The organism is Kribbella sp. NPDC004138 (genome assembly GCF_053603655.1).
Genome location: NZ_JBSGFZ010000020.1, coordinates 23,778 through 39,353, shown reverse-complemented (window position 1 = coordinate 39,353; position 15,576 = coordinate 23,778). Strand labels below are relative to the sequence as shown.

The 15,576-nt window shown below is 69.0% G+C and carries 14 protein-coding genes; 6 read left to right on the top strand and 8 right to left on the bottom strand.

The window, feature by feature from the left end; genetic code table 11:
* Nucleotides 1-10 precede the first annotated feature (10 nt).
* Nucleotides 11-676 (top strand): DUF5317 domain-containing protein, encoded by a 666-nt coding sequence (locus ACWEOO_RS26630; RefSeq protein WP_452145344.1) that lies wholly within the window; start codon nt 11-13, stop codon nt 674-676.
* Here the strand turns inward: ACWEOO_RS26630 and ACWEOO_RS26625 are convergent.
* Nucleotides 638-1,921: an HD-GYP domain-containing protein gene (locus ACWEOO_RS26625; RefSeq protein WP_452145343.1), complete on the bottom strand. Its 1,284-nt coding sequence runs from the start codon at nt 1,919-1,921 to the stop codon at nt 638-640. The two genes, ACWEOO_RS26630 and ACWEOO_RS26625, sit on opposite strands and share 39 nt — an antisense overlap.
* Complete coding sequence (locus ACWEOO_RS26620) at nt 1,918-3,273, bottom strand: HD-GYP domain-containing protein (protein WP_452145342.1); 1,356 nt, start codon at nt 3,271-3,273, stop codon at nt 1,918-1,920. Before ACWEOO_RS26620 ends, ACWEOO_RS26625 begins: the two co-directional genes overlap by 4 nt.
* A 262-nt stretch (nt 3,274-3,535) precedes the next feature.
* Here ACWEOO_RS26620 and ACWEOO_RS26615 point away from each other — a divergent pair, with 262 nt between their 5' ends.
* Both ACWEOO_RS26615 and ACWEOO_RS26610 read left to right on the top strand, forming a co-directional pair.
* Complete coding sequence (locus ACWEOO_RS26615; RefSeq protein ID WP_369759046.1) at nt 3,536-3,610, top strand: 50S ribosomal protein bL37; 75 nt, start codon at nt 3,536-3,538, stop codon at nt 3,608-3,610.
* A 276-nt stretch (nt 3,611-3,886) separates the two neighbouring features.
* Nucleotides 3,887-6,367 carry an NB-ARC domain-containing protein gene (locus tag ACWEOO_RS26610; protein WP_452145341.1) on the top strand — a complete coding sequence of 827 codons (2,481 nt, stop codon included), beginning with the start codon at nt 3,887-3,889 and terminating at the stop codon, nt 6,365-6,367.
* Nucleotides 6,368-6,378: 11 nt separating this feature from the next.
* Here the strand turns inward: ACWEOO_RS26610 and rsrA are convergent, their stop codons facing one another.
* From rsrA to ACWEOO_RS26585, 5 genes are all read right to left on the bottom strand, one after another.
* Nucleotides 6,379-6,657, bottom strand: coding sequence for a mycothiol system anti-sigma-R factor (rsrA, locus tag ACWEOO_RS26605; protein WP_355476190.1), 279 nt, complete (start codon nt 6,655-6,657; stop codon nt 6,379-6,381).
* Nucleotides 6,654-7,301, bottom strand: coding sequence for a sigma-70 family RNA polymerase sigma factor (locus ACWEOO_RS26600; protein WP_355476192.1), 648 nt, complete (start codon nt 7,299-7,301; stop codon nt 6,654-6,656). Before ACWEOO_RS26600 ends, rsrA begins: the two co-directional genes overlap by 4 nt.
* 114 nt (nt 7,302-7,415) lie before the next feature.
* A complete protein-coding gene (locus tag ACWEOO_RS26595; protein ID WP_359925282.1) occupies nt 7,416-8,057 on the bottom strand; it encodes an alpha/beta hydrolase family protein in 642 nt (213 codons plus the stop codon).
* A 50-nt stretch (nt 8,058-8,107) separates the two neighbouring features.
* Nucleotides 8,108-8,893: an SOS response-associated peptidase gene (locus ACWEOO_RS26590; protein ID WP_452145340.1), complete on the bottom strand. Its 786-nt coding sequence runs from the start codon at nt 8,891-8,893 to the stop codon at nt 8,108-8,110.
* A 9-nt stretch (nt 8,894-8,902) separates the two neighbouring features.
* Entirely contained in the window at nt 8,903-9,538 is a 636-nt protein-coding gene (locus ACWEOO_RS26585; RefSeq protein ID WP_452145339.1) for a winged helix-turn-helix transcriptional regulator, read from the bottom strand.
* 85 nt (nt 9,539-9,623) lie between these two features.
* Here ACWEOO_RS26585 and ACWEOO_RS26580 point away from each other — a divergent pair, with 85 nt between their 5' ends.
* Both ACWEOO_RS26580 and ACWEOO_RS26575 read left to right on the top strand, forming a co-directional pair.
* A complete protein-coding gene (locus ACWEOO_RS26580) occupies nt 9,624-10,832 on the top strand; it encodes a pyridoxal phosphate-dependent aminotransferase (RefSeq protein ID WP_452145338.1) in 1,209 nt (402 codons plus the stop codon).
* A gap of 16 nt (nt 10,833-10,848) precedes the next feature.
* The gene (locus ACWEOO_RS26575) at nt 10,849-11,841 is read left to right on the top strand and encodes a D-alanine--D-alanine ligase family protein (RefSeq protein ID WP_452145337.1); all 993 of its coding nucleotides are present in this window, start codon (nt 10,849-10,851) and stop codon (nt 11,839-11,841) included.
* A gap of 87 nt (nt 11,842-11,928) precedes the next feature.
* Here ACWEOO_RS26575 and ACWEOO_RS26570 read toward each other — a convergent pair whose 3' ends face one another.
* On the bottom strand, nt 11,929-12,753 hold the full coding sequence (locus ACWEOO_RS26570; RefSeq protein WP_452145336.1) for a hypothetical protein: 825 nt from the start codon (nt 12,751-12,753) through the stop codon (nt 11,929-11,931).
* Between the two features lie 278 nt (nt 12,754-13,031).
* Between ACWEOO_RS26570 and ACWEOO_RS26565 the strand changes: the two genes are divergently transcribed.
* Nucleotides 13,032-15,332, top strand: a complete 2,301-nt coding sequence (locus tag ACWEOO_RS26565; RefSeq protein WP_452145335.1) for a sigma-70 family RNA polymerase sigma factor — start codon at nt 13,032-13,034, stop codon at nt 15,330-15,332.
* Nucleotides 15,333-15,576 lie beyond the last annotated feature (244 nt).

Below are 15,576 nucleotides of genomic sequence, written 5' to 3'. Positions count from 1 at the left end.
GAATCGCACCGTGCTGCTGGTCCTCCTCGTCATGGTGCTCGCTGCCGGGGCGGCGCTCGCGACCGGCGGACGGTTCGGCCGGCTGGCCGCGAACACGTTGACCGGTGTGCACTGGCTGGCCGCGGCGGCGATCGGGCAGCTACTCGGATCCCTGTTCGGCGGGACGGCGTACCCGGTCGGACTGCTCGGGTCCGCGGTCTGTATCGCGGTCTTCCTGCGGCTGAACCTGCGGCATCCGGGCGTCGGCCTGCTGGCGCTGGGATTCTTCGGCAACGCGGTCGTCGTGGCGCTGAACGGCGCGATGCCGGTGTCGCTGGCCGCGTTGGCGCGCGCGGGCGTCGGCGACGCGGTGCTGACCGATCCGCGGCACGAGGTGTCCGACGCCGCGACCCGGCTGCCCTGGCTCGGGGACGTCGTACCTGTCGCGCTGCCCGGTCTCGGTCAGGCGGTCAGCCCTGGCGACGTCCTGATCGCGGCCGGAGCCGGCCTGCTGCTGTACGCCGGGATGGGCGCCTCCGGACGCGTCCCCGTCACGGCCGCGCCGGTCTGGGACGACCTGGAGCCGTGTGCCGGTACGCCGGCCCTGCTGCGCCTGTCGCCTCGGGCGAGTCGGGAGCTCTCAGAACCGGCTATGCCTTCAGAAACGAAAACCGCGCCCGACGATCCGGCGGAGTGAGTCGACCACCACCGGGTCGTACTCCGCACCGATCCCCAGCCCGATCGACTCCATCGCCTTGTCCGGCGACTGTCCCGAGCCCTCGCCGACGAGCTGTTCGTAGGCCAGGGCAACATTCACGATCCCGCTCTCGACCGGGATCCCCGGGTTGTTCGCCCGCCCGTGCCGGTACGGATCGTTGGAGTGCCGGACGATCTCCGCGACATGATCCAGCACGCCGGACCGCTCGATCACCGACGCCCCGATCTCCGCCGCACGCTGCCGCTCCTCCCGCGTCCGCAGCAACGAAGCCCCACCCGGACTCGGATCCGCCAGCGCCAACTGCCCCACCCCCGACAGCAAGGCGGCGTACTCCAAGGCCTCCATCCGCGCCGGCGTCAACCCGAGATCATTCCCGATCGCCACCGCCAACGCCGCCGTCCGCGCATTCTGCCCCGGACTACTGAACCCGGCGATCTCCGTACTCCGAGCCATCGACCGCACCGTCGTCCGATAGGTCCGCTGCGCGGACGAGTACCGGCGAAACGCGAACTGCGTAAGCAGCAGCGGCACAAGCACCAGCGGCGGAGCCCACAGCCCCGCGATCGAAGTCCCCGCCGCGAGCAGCATGCCGCTGATCGCCATCGCCATCCCGATCCGCGCCGTTACGCCCAGCTCGTCCCGCAACGCCGCCGGGAACGGCCGGTTGAACCGCTCTGTCGCCTGACCGGCACCGACAATCGCGTCGAGAGCAGCAGCGGACGAGACCGCGAGCAACATCGCGCCGCCCAGCGGCAACGCGTGCGATGCGGAGCCGTTCCAGGCCAGGCCGTCCGGCACTATCGCGGCGAAAACCACCGCTGCGGCCCCGACGGAGAGCAGCCGCCGGCACGACACGACCGCGTCCCACCACAGTCCGGCGACGACACGCGGCAGCAAGCCGACGGCGGTAGCCACCGCGACGACGGCGACGACTTGTGCGACCTCCGGAGCGACCGGCACCTCCGGCCCACGCAACAAGCAGTAGCCCAAAGCGGCGCTGGTCGCGATCGGCGCCCGGTTGCGGGTCCGGTCGACCCGGAACTGAACCATCTCACCGATCGCGATCAAGACTCCGAACGTCAGTGCGAACGGCCAGCCGGTGACTCCACGATGGATCGTCATGACCAAGCCTGCGATCCCCAGCAAGGCGCCCGCGACCAGGATCACCACACCGCTGCCGGAGCTCCGGAACTCGAGCCCCCCGGACTCGTTCGACACACTCATGCCGGTCCCGCCGCCGATCCGGTGGCACCGCCACCACTGCCGAGACTCAGGTCGTCGTGGTCGATCGATGTCTGGAGCTCGGCGTTCGGAGCCGGCTGTTCGGCAGCCGCCGGTTTCCAGCCCTCTCGCCTGACAACCTCGACGAAGGCATCAACGAGCTTCGGGTCGAAATGGGTGTAGCGGTCCTGCAGGAGGATGGCGATCGTCTCGTCGACGGTACGGGCCGGACGGTACGACCGAGTCGATGTCAACGAGTCGAATGCGTCGACGATGCCGATGATCCGCGCGAAGTACGGAATGTTGTCGCCACTGAGACCGGCCGGGTACCCCGTGCCGTCGTACTTCTCATGGTGATGGAGCACCGCGGACTTTACCTCTTCGAGGAACGGGATGTTCCCGATCAGCTCGACACCGCGCGCCGGGTGCAACCGGATCGCGTCCATCTCGGAGTCGTCCAGCCGCCCGGGTTTGCGGATGATGCTCGTCGGCACGCCGACCTTCCCGACATCGTGCAAGAGTCCGGCGTGCTCGAGAGCCTGCTGCCTGTCATCGGGAAGCCGGAGTTGGCGACCCAGCATTCCGACACCTTCGCTCACTCGCTCGGAATGCCCACGGGTGTAGAGATCCTTGGTCTCGATCACTTCGATGAAGGCCCGCATCGTGGCCGCCTGCGCCTGGCGCTCGGCCTCGTACTGCGAGAGCGCCCAGCGGGCTACCAGTAGCGGTCCCAGAATCAGCACCCCGGCGAGGATGTTCAGACCACCGATCCAGATCACGCCCATGGAGAGGCCGAGCAGGCCGTAGCCCAGCACGGGGACAGCCGTCGTGCGGACCACGTGGCGAAGGAACTGTTTCACGCCGCTTGGGCCTCGTTCGAGGGCGAGCACCATGGAGATCAGCAGCGCGTTGACGACTTGCAGTGCGATGCTCGCAACGGTCGTCGCCACGATGGCGTCGGGGATCCGGCGCAGGACCTCGTCCCCGACCGGGCCGTCCAAGGCGACGTAGGCCAGCGCACCGCCGCCCGCGGACAGCACACGCTGGGCGCTGTTGAAGATCCGTTTGATTGCCGGCGCGGGGGCTTGGACCAGGGATCCGGCCGCGGCCACCACCACTGCGGCCTCAGGTCCGGCGATCACATAGACGGCAACAAGGACGACCGACACGAGTTCGATCTGCCGTTGGGTGTGCACAGATCGGAGCGAACTTGCGACAAGAGCGACCAGGCAGAGGCCGGCCACGACAAGGGGATCGTGGGTTGCGGAGATGGCCATGCCCAGTGCGACCAGAGCAGCAGCTGCTGTCACCGAGACAACGAGCCGCAGCATCCTGACCCGAGGGCGCCACGTCATCCCATGCCCTCCACGACAGAAGGTTCACCAGTCCCAGACGTCGCCGGTCATAATACGTCACCTCCGATCAGCGGTCGCGGTCTTACGCCAAGTGATCACCGGGCGTAGGGGGGCAGACAGCACTTCGCTGACTCTGAATTTTGCTCATCAGGACTGCGCCGAAACACTGTAAACCCAAACGTGACCCGCCGGACGAAGTGAGGATCCCGGCGTGATATGAGAGACTGTGACTCTTTGCAGTTGTTTCAAGGAGGCTTAGGAAATGGGAAAGACCGGCCGGAAGCGTCGCGCACGCAAGAAGAAGGGCGCGAACCACGGCAAGCGCCCGAACGCCTGACCCCAGGCGGCTACAGACAGCGAGGACCTCGGAGAAATCCGGGGTCTTTGCGATTTGGTCACAGCTTTACAGCAGACCACCTTTGACAGAGGTTCTGTAATCGGAGAGTTCCCGCCCGCGTACTGAATGCTATCTTTCAAACGATCGTTGGATATTGCGCCCGGCTCCGGGGGCTGTGGACAGCGGCCGACGGCCGACAGCGGATCCCTCTAGAGTTGGGCCCGGAAGTTTCCGGTACTGACCGATATCGGGCCTGGGTCCGAGGAGGGTAGGGAGATGGGCGAGTCAGCGGCACCAACGCTGAGCGAACTCCTCCGTACTTTCCGTACCCGGGCCGGCCTCACCCAGGCCGCCCTCGCCGAGAAGGCTGGCCTCAGCGAACAAGCCATCAGCGTCCTCGAACGCGGCACCCGCAGCCGCCCCCGCATCGACACCATCCGCGCCCTCACCGCGGGGCTCGCGTTGACCCCTGCGGAAGCCGAGCGGTTCCTCACCGTTGCCCGCGGCAAGCTTGGCACACCACGCGGGCCGACCGCGCGCAAGGAGCCGTCGACGAGCGGGGACCAGCTTCCGACGCCCTGGCAACTACCGCCGGCCGCCGCGGACTTCACCGGGCGGGCCGCGCAGGTCGACGCAATCCTTTCCGCGCTGCATGACTCTGCCGGCGACGGTGCCGCTGCTGTCCGCCTGGTCACCATCACCGGAATGGGCGGAATCGGCAAGACCACACTGGCCGTCCATACCGCGCACAAGTTGGGCGGCAGCTACCCGGACGGCCATCTCTACTTGAACTTGCGCGGCTACGGCCCCGGTGCGCCCATGACCCACACGGACGCCCAGCGTCACTTGCTGCGCTCACTGGGTTCCGACCTCGCATCCATACCCGACGGCGTCGACGAAGCGGCCGCGCTGTTGCGATCGCAGCTCGCCGGTCGGCGAGTGCTCATGCTGCTCGACAACGCCGCCGATGTTAGGCACGTCCTGCCTTTGTTGCCCGGTCACCCGGGCTCAGCGGCGATCATCACCAGCCGCGGCTCGCTGGCGAACCTACCGGGGGCACGTCAGATCCTTCTCGATGCCTTGTCCGAGTCGGAGTCCATTGACCTGCTGGCCGGCGTGATCGGCCCAGCACGGGTTACCTCGGAGCCTGACGCCAGCCGGATCCTGGCCACATACTCGGGCCGGCTGCCCTTGGCGATCCGGCTCATCGGCGGCCGCCTGGCGACCCGGCCGAGCTGGCCGATCCAGCACTTCGTGGATCTGTTGCAGGACGAGGAACGACGACTCGACAGCCTCGGCTCCGACGAAAGCGGTGTCCGGGCAAGCATCGCGAGCTCGGTGCGCTTCCTCGAGACCAGTGACCGCGAACTCGACCGCCAGGCGGCCCGTGCGCTTCCACTGCTGTCAGTTCTGGACGGCTCCGACCTGATCACGGCTGTTGTCGCGGCGCTCCTCGAGACCTCGCTCCGCCGGGCAGACACGATCGTCGAGCGCCTGGTCGATCTCAATCTGCTGGAATCGGTAGCGCCCGGGCGCTACCGATTCCACGACCTGATCCGTGCGTACGGCCGGGAGGTGGCCGAACAATCACTGAGCCCTCTCGAGCGCGACGAGATCATTGCCCGCAGCCTCCGGTTCTACACCGAGGTCGGCTGGGTCTGCCAGGCGCTCACGCATCCGACCAGCCCGCGGATGCCGCTGGCGACAGTCGGCAGCAGCGGGTTGGTTCCGACGTTCAGCAGCCGGGAAGCCGGCCTGCGTTGGCTGGACGCCGAGCATCGGAACTTGCTGGACCGCTTCCGGCAGGCTAGACAGACAAGCCTGGCGGACAGCGCGCTGCTCGCGGAACTGCCACTGGCGTTCTTCGGCTATCACGAGTCACGACGTCGCTGGCAGGAGATGCGCGAGTTGAGCGCCGGTGCCATCGACCTGGCGCAACGGCATGATCGGCTCGCGACCGCAGCCTGGCTGCAGCACGACAGCGCCATTCCCGACGCGGAGACCGGCGGCGCAGACGCGGCGATCACCACCATCGGAATCGCTCTGCAGATGTTCGCCGAGATTGACGATCGGTTCGGCCAGGCACGCTGCTGCTCGTCCCTGGCCTACTTGCTCGGTCTGGAAGGACAGATCGACGACGCGCTGGCATACGGCCGGATAGCCCTCGCCCTCAGTCGCACGATCCAGGACGCGACGTTGGAGGGTGTCTCGCTCACAGCCGTAGGTGGGCTCTACGACCGCGTCGGGGAATTCGAGGCCGCCGACGAAGCATTTGCCGAGGCCATCGCCCTGGCCGAGCGCGCGGGCGACTCGCGGGCGGTCTTCAAGCGGTACCTCAACGCGGCCTTTGTCCATGTCCAGGTCGGACGATTCCAGGTCGCCGAACGCATGGCGTTACAAGCCTTGCATGTGGTGGAGCAGGCCGGCGACGCCACCTTCCAGGGTGAGAGCCACCATCTGCTTGCCATCACCCACGCCGCCCAGGGAAACTTCCATGCAGCCACCGAGCACATCGAGTCCGGCCTGCGGATGGCCCGCCTGTCCCGTGACGTCGAACGGGAAGGTCGGCTCTACGTCGAACTCGCGAGAATCAGCGCCGCCCAGGGTGATCAGGGCGCAGCGGCAAAGCAGTTGAACACGGGCCTGACGGTCCTCAGAAATGCCTCCGCGGTTTACAGCGCGCAGGCGCATGAGCTGCTCGAAAAACTCCACCGCGGCGAACTCGACACTTATGAGGTCGTCGCCTACGCCATCTGACTCACAACCGATCAATCCGTGGTGGTGATGGTCGTTTCCACTTGGATTTGGGTCAGGCGGAGGAGGATTTTCTGGCGGAGGGCGTCGGGGGCGTGGTCGGAGCCGCAGGAGCGGTGGACCAGTTTCTTGACGCAGCGTTCCAGGTCGTACTCGTCGAGGCAGGGGGCGCACTCTTCGAGGTGCTGGCGGATCTCGTCGGAACTGGCGTCCTCGAGTTCGTTGTCGATGAAGACGTAAACCCGTTGCAGGATCTCTCCGCAGTCGACGTCGTGGGGCTCGCCGCAGCTCACGACTCCTCCTTCTCCGCAGCTCGGTCGGTGCTCGCGCCGGCCGCGTCCGTGCCGGTTTCCGCCGGGATCAGACCGCGGTCCCGGGCGTAGTCGCCGAGCAGGTCACGCAGCTGGCGCCGGCCGCGGTGCAGCCGCGACATCACGGTGCCGACCGGTGTGCCCATGATCTCGGCGATCTCCTTGTAGGCAAAGCCCTCGACATCGGCCAGGTACACGGCCAGCCGGAAGTCCTCCGGGATGGCCTGCAGAGCCGACTTGATGTCGGAGTCGGGCAGGTGCTCGAGCGCGACCGCCTCGGCCGACTTCAGGCCGCCGGGAGTGTGCGACTCGGCGGCGGTGAGCTGCCAGTCCTCGATCTCCTCGGTCGGCGACTGGGTCGGCTGGCGCTGCCGCTTCCGGTAACCGTTGATGAACGTGTTCGTCAGGATCCGGTACAGCCACGCCTTCAGGTTGGTGCCCGGCGTGAACTGGTGGAACGAGCTGTACGCCTTCGCGAAAGTGTCCTGCACCAGGTCTTCGGCGTCCGACGGATTACGGGTCATCCGCATCGCCGCGGCGTACATCTGGTCCAGGAAGGGCAGCGCTTCACGCTCGAACCGCGCGGTGCGCTGCTCGGGCGTCTCGGTCGTGGTGGGAGTCGGCATCGGGATCGAGAATACCGGGGTCTTCCCAGTACTCCGCGCGGGAGCCTCTCTCGTCGCCATCATGTCCATCACAACACGCCCGGCCGCGGGGGCATTCCCGCCGTCCGGACCGGCTCAGCCGGAGACCTCGCGGATCACCCATTCGAACACAGCTTCGACCAGCACGTCGTACGCCTCCTGCTGGTCCAGCTCGGCCCGTTTCGGCACCTTGAACGAGTGGTCGGCGTCCGGGACCACGGCCATCTCGGTCAGCGGCGGGAACTCCTCGGGGGTGCCGAACGGGTCCCGCTCCCCCTGCACGACGAGCGTCGGCAGCCCGGCGGACTGGAGCTCGGCGACCCGCGACTTCTCCGGTTTCCCCGGCGCGTGCAGCGGAAAGGCCAGTGCGAGGACGCCGGAGGCGCCGAGGCTGCCGGCGGTCCGGCAGGCGACCCGCGCGCCGGCGCTCCGGCCGCCGATCACCAGCGGCGTCCGGACCCGGAGCTGGCCGATGATCGCGATCCAGGCCTCGTCGAGGAGCTTCGGCGCCGGTGCCAGCTTGCGGCCCGCGCGGCGCCAGGGCTGCTCGATCAGGAACACGTTGATGTCCTGCTTCGGCAGCCGGGCGGCCAGCGCGACCAGGTCCCCCGACTCGATCCCGGCCCCGGCACCGTGACCCAGAGCCAGCGTCGCCACCGGCCGCCGGGCGCGGTGCGCCACGATCCGGGCCTCACCGTGCGGCGTCCCCACAATCCGTTCGTCGGTCACCCGCCCCATCCTGTCACCCGGACCGGGGAACCACGGGGCGCGAAACCCGGAAGAACGGCTCAGAAGAGCGTGGTCGGGCTGTCCTGCGGGTCCTCACCGTCGGGCGGCAGCGGGTCGAGGAGGTGGCGGCCGTTGTTCTTCACCGAGCCGACGGCCTTCGAGACGGCGTACTCCTCCAGCCGGCCGGGGGCCGCCGGGACGAGCAGCTTCAGCAGGTCGTCGGTGTCCGAGGACAGCGGGTCGAGCCACGCGTCGTACCGCTCGCGCTCGACCAGGAGCGGCATCCGGTCGTGGATCCGGCCGAGGTCGTCGGTCGCCGAGGTGGTGAGCACCGTGCAGGTCCACAGCCACGCATCGTCGGACTCCGGGTCCTCGACCGACTTGTCGCGCCAGATCTCGTACAGCCCGGCCATCGAGAGGATGCTGCCGTCCGGCGGGTGGATGAAGTACGGCTGCTTGACCGGTTTGCCGTTCAGCTTCTCCTCGGCGGTGTACCACTCGTAGTACCCGTCGGCGGGCAGGATGCAGCGGCGGGTGGCGAACGCCTTCTTGAAGGCCGGCTTCTCCGCGACGGTCTCCATCCGGGCGTTGATCAGCCGGTTCCCGATCGAGGTGTCCTTGGCCCAGGACGGCACCAGCCCCCACTTGACCGTGGTCAGCTTGCGGACGGTCTCGTCGGGCTGCTCGCGGTTCTTCCGCTCGACCACCGCGATCACCTGGTTGGTCGGCGCGACGTTGTAGTTCTCGCCGAGCTCGTCGACGGACTCCCGGACGTTGCCCGCCTGGATCTCGAACTCCTCGACGAGGTCCGACGGGGCCCGGCTGGACGCATACCTACCGCACATGCCCCCAGCCTAGGCCGCACGACCGACAGAAAGCTGGGTCGCCACGGCCGACGAGCCGTCGACGGCGACCTGCCCGTCCGCGACCGCGTCCGCCCACGCGAGACGGCCCGCGAGCAGCTCGTCGGCGATCTTCTGTGACACGGTGACAACCGCCTCGGGCGCCTCGTCCGGTACGACGGTTGCGCGCCAGGACTCGAACCGCAGCCGGCAGTTGCTGCCCTCGACGTGCAGCTCGACCACACCGCCGACTCCGCCGGCCGCCCGGCGCAGGATCTCGGCCAGCGGCAGCAGGTACCAGTGGTGGCGCACAGCGTCCGTCGAAAGGTGCTCGGCCAGCAGTGGACTCCCCCACGCGGCCAGCGCCATCACCACCGGTACGAGTTCCCTGCCGCGGTCGGTCAGGTCGTAGACCCGGACGGGCGCCGACGGCGCGAACATCCGCCGTTCCACGACTCCGTCCGCCTCCAGCTCCTTCAACCGCGCCGCGAGGACGTCGGTGCTGATCCCCGGGAGGTCGGCGTGCAGATCGGTGTACCGCCGTGGACCGAAGGCGAGCTCGCGGACGATCAGCAGCGTCCACCGCTCGCCGACCACATCCAGCGACCGGGCAGCGGCGTCGTACTGCGCATAGCTTCGGCGGGGCATGTGGACAGCCTAGCTTGGACCCGCCAAGTATGTACTTGGAAGAACCAAGTAGCATGCCGTCCGCAGACGACGAAGGGGTGGGGCGATGGAGTATCGGCAGTCCAGCAAGCTGACCGGCGTGTGTTACGAGATCCGCGGGCCGGTGGTCGAGCAGGCCGACGCCCTGGAGGCCGCCGGGCACAGCATCCTGCGGCTGAACATCGGCAACCCGGCGCCGTTCGGCTTCGCGGCCCCCGAGGCGGTGCTCGCCGACCTGGTCGCGCGGCTCCCGACCGCACACGGGTACACCGATGCCCGCGGCATCCGCTCCGCGCGGCAGGCGCTGGCGACGTACTACTCCCAGCGCGGCTACACCGACGTCGACGAGCACGCGGTCTACCTCGGCAACGGGGTCTCCGAGCTGGCCGGGATGGCGATCCAGGCGCTGGTCGACACCGGCGACGAGGTGCTCATCCCCAGCCCGGACTATCCGCTGTGGACCGCCGTGACCCGGTTCGCGGGCGGTACGCCGGTGCACTACGTGTGCGACGAGTCCGCCGAGTGGCAGCCCGATCTCGCCGATCTGGAGGCGAAGATCACCGACCGCACCAAGGCGATCGTGGTGATCAACCCGAACAACCCGACCGGCGCGGTCTACTCGCCCGAGGTTCTCGCCGGGATCGCCGAACTGGCCCGCCGGCACTCGCTGATGGTGTTCAGCGACGAGATCTACGACCGGATCGTGTACGACGGCGCCACCCACCACCACTTCGGCGCGCTCGCGCCGGACGTTCTGACCCTGACGTTCGGCGGCCTGTCGAAGAGTCACCGGATCGCCGGCTTCCGGGCCGGCTGGCTGGTCGTCTCCGGTCCGCGCGCGGCGGCCCGCAACTACCTCGAGGGCCTGACCATGCTGGCCGGGATGCGGCTGTGCCCGAACGCGCTCGCCCAGCACGTCATCGAGGCCGCGCTGACCGACCACACGCTGGACGAGCTGATCCGCCCTGGCGGCCGGCTCGAGGCCCAGCGCACCACGGCCTGGGAGACGCTGAACGAACTTCCCGGGGTGTCCTGCGTCAAACCGAAGGGCGGGCTGTACGCCTTCCCGCGGATCGACCCGCAGGTGCACCCGATCCACGACGACGAGAAGTTCGTGCTCGACCTGTTGCTGCGGGAGAAGATCCACATCGTCCAGGGCACCGGCTTCAACTGGCCGCGGCCGGACCACGTCCGGATCGTCACGCTTCCCGAGGCGGGCGACCTGGAGGTGGCGATCCGCCGGATCGGCCGGTTCCTGGACAGCTATCAGCAGTAACGAAGGAGGAGGCAACGTGCGAGTCGCGGTGCTGTGTGGCGGCGAGAGTTCGGAGCGGGACGTCTCGCGGTCGTCCGGCTGGGCAGTGGCTCAGGCGCTCGCCGGTCGCGGTCACGACGTGGTGCTGATCGATCCGGCCGCGGAGCAGCCGATCCTGGCCGACCCCGTGCCGGCCGGCGATTCCGTCGTACCGGTGCCCAAGGAGCCTCCGGCGCCGGCGGACCGCGCTGTGCTGCGACGCCGGATGTACGGCGCACTCACGGCTGGACCGGAGCAACTGCGGAGCGCCGACAAGGTGTTCATCGCTTTGCACGGCGGCTGGGGTGAGGACGGGCACGTGCAGGCGTTGCTGGAGCTGGCGGGCATCCCGTTCACGGGTGCGGGTCACGACGTCTGTGCCGTTGCCTGGCACAAGGGTCGTTGTCAGGCGGTGCTCGAGGCCGCCGGGATCCCGGTGCCGGCGCGGGTGCTGTACAACCCGTCGGAGCAGCGCGAGCCGCCGGTCGGAGTCAAACAGCTGCTGGCGAGCGGACCGGTCGTGGTCAAGCCAGTTGCCGACGGCTCCAGTGTGGCCGTGCGCAAGGTCGACACGCTGGATGCCGTGCGGGCCGAGGGCGAGCTGATCGTCGAGCCGTTCCTCGGAGGCCGGGAGTTCACCGTCGCCGTGATCGGTGGGACTGCGCTGCCCGTGGTGGAGATCGAGCTGACCACGGAGGTCTTCGACTACGCGGCGAAGTACCAGCCGGGCGCCGTGCGCGAGGTCTGTCCCGCGGAGATCGCGGTGGACTTCGCCGAGGAGCTGCAAGACCTCGCGGTCCGGGCGCATCAGGCCCTCGGGTTCGGTACGACGTACTCCCGCGTCGACTTCCGCTGCGACGACGCCGGTACGCCGTACTGCCTCGAGGTGAACGCGCTGCCCGGCCTCACCCGGGGCAGCCTGGTCCCGGTCGCCGCGAAGGGCGCCGGACTGAGCTACGACGAGCTCGTGGAAAGGTTGCTCAAGGCATGAGGCGGCGGATCGCCCACCCCGTGTCAGGCGATCCGCCGCCGGATTGATGCGCCCGGCCGCCCCCCTGTAGGCGTCCGGACGCAGGTCTCAGGTTCTGGCCAGCTCGTCGAGCAACCTCCCGGCCATCGCGTCGCTACCCGGCAGGCCCTCGATCCAGATCCGGGCCAGCTGGGGTACTTCGGTGTCCAGCCGCCACTGCGTGATCAGGGCTCGTACCGTCGCGACCTGGTCCGGCAGGTTCGGCTCGCGGCCGACGAGCGCCGCCGCGCGGTGTGAGCCGACGCGGCCCAGTACGTCACCGCCGCAGAACACGATCCGCAGGCATTCCGCGACGTCGACGAGGCGGAGTTCGCGGTCGAACGGCGTCGTGCCCGGCGGAGTGAGCGGTTCGACAACCACCAGTGCGTGGGTTTGCGGTACGGAAGTTCCACGGAATTCCGCCTCTCGGTAGAGCTCGCCGAGCCGGGACCGCAGGTGCGCCAGGCTGGACAGCCCGGTCAGCGGGTCCTCGCACGACAGCGAGTGCAGGTAGACAAGGGAGGCCTCGGCCCAGCTGGAACTGAGTGCGCGTACCGCGGCGAAAGCCGGCTCGCCCCCGGCGATCGAGCGGTACAACGCACTCAGCCCATCAAGTGCCTCCACCAGCGAGACTCCATCGGCCGCGAGGCGGCGTCCGGTCTCGTCCGATGCAGGCACGACATCGGCACCGTCGTGCAGCGCCTCGGCGATCGCGAGATAGGCGCTGCAATCGGTACCAGCTGTGCCGTGCGGTTCCCTCCGCCCGCACGGTGGTTCCCCCGAACTTGTGGTGGACGACGCTTCCGGCTTGGTCCGGGCGGGCGACCCCGCCAGGTTCAGGGACTTGGCCGGACGCAGGTCGAACCGTCTGCGGATGTCCGCGAACAGCGACATGGCCCTCCTCGAAAAACAGCCCCGTCAGTCTCCCGACCGGTCGGCCGGAAGCGTCGTACGCCGATGAGACAGACCCGGTCGCGGTTCATGACGCGGATTTCCAGAACTTTTTCGGCGTAACTTCCGGGCTGGTGATCTCGTCAGGAAAGAGGCACCGTTCCGCGTCAGAGATGATGCGTTCCGCCGTCACACGTGGGAGCCTTGTCCTCGGCAACCAAAAGTGACACACGGTCACGTTGCCGAACAGAGAGTCGTCGGAGAACCCACGGGGGAGCTGAATGGAGACGCCGGACGCACCGAGCGACGCCGAGCTGATCGCGCGCGTCCGCAACGGCGACCTGGAGGCGTACGGCGAGTTGTATGCACGGCACCACCACGCCGCCGAGCGAATGGCCCGCCAGCTGGTCCCCGCCAACGACGCCGACGACCTCGCCAGTGACGCGTTCGCGAAGGTCCTGGACGCGCTGCGCGCCGGCGGCGGGCCGGACGTCTCGTTCCGCGCGTACCTGCTGACGACGGTCCGGCGGGTGCACGTCGACCGGATCCGCTCCGGCAAGAGGGTGCAGACCACCGACGACATCGCGTCGTACGAGCGGGAGCCGGAGACCTTCGACGACCCGACCGTCACCGGGTTCGAGAGCGGTGCGGCGGCCAAGGCGTTCGCCAGCCTCCCGGAGCGCTGGCAGGCGGTGCTGTGGCACACCGAGGTCGAGGGTGAGAAGCCGGCCGCGATCGCTCCCCTGCTCGGCCTGACCGCGAACGGCGTGTCCGCGCTGGCCTACCGGGCCCGGGAAGGTCTGCGGCAGGCGTACCTGCAGCAGCACCTGGCCGACGTCGGCGGGGACCGGTGCCGCTGGACGACCGAGCGCCTCGGCGCGTACGTCCGCGGCGGCCTGACCAAGCGCGAGAACCGGAACGTCCGCGAGCACCTCGACGAGTGTGCGAAGTGCACCGCGGTGTACCTCGAGCTCGTCGAGGTCAACAGCGCGCTGCCGGCGCTGCTCGCCCCGGCCCTGCTGGGCACCGCGGGCCTCGGCTACCTGGCCGCCGCCTCGGGCGCCAAGGTCGGGCTGGTCGGCTTCTTCGTCACCGGCTGGAAGAAGGCCACCGAGAACAGCACCCGGACCGCGGTCGGCGCCGGCGCTGTGGTGGTCGTCGCCGTCGCGGCCGCACTCGCGGCGATGGCGCTGACCGGCAACGACACTCCCCCGGCCGCCATCAACCAGCCGGCCCCGACCCAGGCGACCCAGCCACCCGGCCAGAACCCGACGGTCCCGCCGAAGCCGACGGCGAAACCACCGTCGGCCAAGCCGCCGGCGTCCAAGCCGACGCAGGCTCCCACGAGCGCGCCGACGACGGCCCCGACCACGGCACCGACCACCGCGCCGACCCAGCCCAGCGCGACTCCGACCGCGACCACGCCGGTCCCGACGCCGCCTCCGACCACTCCCACGCCGCCGAAGCCGACGCCCACCACTCCGGTGCTCGACGAAGGACTGGTGACGATCAGCATCCCGCAGGGCGGCGGCAGCCCGGTGCTGCAGGAGACCCCGGTGGCGACCCCGCGGTCGGCGCGCGCCGACGCGTCCGGGATCCGGTTCGTGATCACGATCAAGACCCCGGCCGGGAACGCCGATCCGGTGGTGGTCGGCCTCAAGTACGGCGCCGAGCTCGAGTGGCCGCTGAGCGCCAACCCGCCGGGCTGGGTCTGCAGCCAGGCGTCCGGCTCGTGCACAGCGAACGACCCTGCGGCTCCGCAGCCGCTGGCGGTCACGTTCGACGCGCCGACCGGTGGTTCGAACGCGGACCGGACGTTCACCGTCTCGGCGAAGACCGGCCGGCTGTACGACGACGACTCGGCCACGGTGCAGGCCAAGCCCAGCACCGACGAGAACCTGCTGAAGATCCTCGACGGCCGCGCCGACCCGGACGTCCACCACCGGATCCTGACCGTTGCCCCGCGCACCGGCCGGTCGAAGGTGACGCTGAAACTGAGCTACGGCAGCGCCCTCGAATGGCCGATCGCCGCGAAGCCGGCCGGCTGGACCTGCTCGCAGAAGACCGCGACGTGTACGGCGCTGAACCCGGCGCGACCCGCTGCGCTGCCGGCCGACTTCGAGGTACCGGACAATTCGTCCGACGCGGCGCGGACGTTCACGGTGGCCGCGACGGCCGATCTGGTCAGCGACACCGACTCCGAGGTGCTGCCCGCGCTGCAACAGGACGAGTCGCTGCTGCAGATCCTGACGCCGACGCCGCACGACGACCCGAACCCGTTCGTCTACAACCGGTTCCTGAAGGTGAACGGCGCGCAGGGCCGCAAGGTGACCCTCGATATCTCGTGGGGACGCAATCTGACCTTCCTGCCGTCGTTCGACCTCGGCTGGACCTGTGAGCGGACCAGTGACATCCGTCGCGCCACCTGTACGACGAACAGCTACAAGAAGCCGCTGAACTCGGAGTGGAACGCGTGGCTGCCCGGCAACGGCTCCAGCAACGCCTTCACCGTCCACGCTCGCGTCGGCGGTCGCGAGGACACCGACACGGCCCAGATCCCGCCGGCGACGACGCGGCGGTGAAATCCGGTTGCCGGGTCGCCTATCCTGGTCCTGTTCGCGTTGAGGGAACCGAGTAGCGCCGTACCCCACGTCCGAGAGAGTCGCCGGTAGCTGTGAAGGCGATGCGTGGAGCGGTGGCGAAGACACTCCTGAGCGACTGTTGTGCAAGAGGCCGGGCCGTTGTCACCTGACAGGGCTCGGTGAAGGTGTGGTGGCACCGCGAGATTCCCCTTCGCCCACACCTCCGGGGTTCGGATGAAGACCT

What these genes read in the sequence shown, in the direction of transcription:
- ACWEOO_RS26625 (WP_452145343.1), bottom strand. Translation starts at nt 1,921, where the DNA reads ATGAGTGTGTCGAACGAGTCCGGGGGGCTCGAGTTCCGGAGCTCCGGC.
- ACWEOO_RS26620 (WP_452145342.1), bottom strand. Translation starts at nt 3,273, where the DNA reads ATGACGTGGCGCCCTCGGGTCAGGATGCTGCGGCTCGTTGTCTCGGTG.
- ACWEOO_RS26610 (WP_452145341.1), top strand. Translation starts at nt 3,887, where the DNA reads ATGGGCGAGTCAGCGGCACCAACGCTGAGCGAACTCCTCCGTACTTTC.
- ACWEOO_RS26600 (WP_355476192.1), bottom strand. Translation starts at nt 7,301, where the DNA reads ATGCCGACTCCCACCACGACCGAGACGCCCGAGCAGCGCACCGCGCGG.
- ACWEOO_RS26595 (WP_359925282.1), bottom strand. Translation starts at nt 8,057, where the DNA reads ATGGGGCGGGTGACCGACGAACGGATTGTGGGGACGCCGCACGGTGAG.
- ACWEOO_RS26590 (WP_452145340.1), bottom strand. Translation starts at nt 8,893, where the DNA reads ATGTGCGGTAGGTATGCGTCCAGCCGGGCCCCGTCGGACCTCGTCGAG.
- ACWEOO_RS26585 (WP_452145339.1), bottom strand. Translation starts at nt 9,538, where the DNA reads ATGCCCCGCCGAAGCTATGCGCAGTACGACGCCGCTGCCCGGTCGCTG.
- ACWEOO_RS26580 (WP_452145338.1), top strand. Translation starts at nt 9,624, where the DNA reads ATGGAGTATCGGCAGTCCAGCAAGCTGACCGGCGTGTGTTACGAGATC.
- ACWEOO_RS26570 (WP_452145336.1), bottom strand. Translation starts at nt 12,753, where the DNA reads ATGTCGCTGTTCGCGGACATCCGCAGACGGTTCGACCTGCGTCCGGCC.
- ACWEOO_RS26565 (WP_452145335.1), top strand. Translation starts at nt 13,032, where the DNA reads ATGGAGACGCCGGACGCACCGAGCGACGCCGAGCTGATCGCGCGCGTC.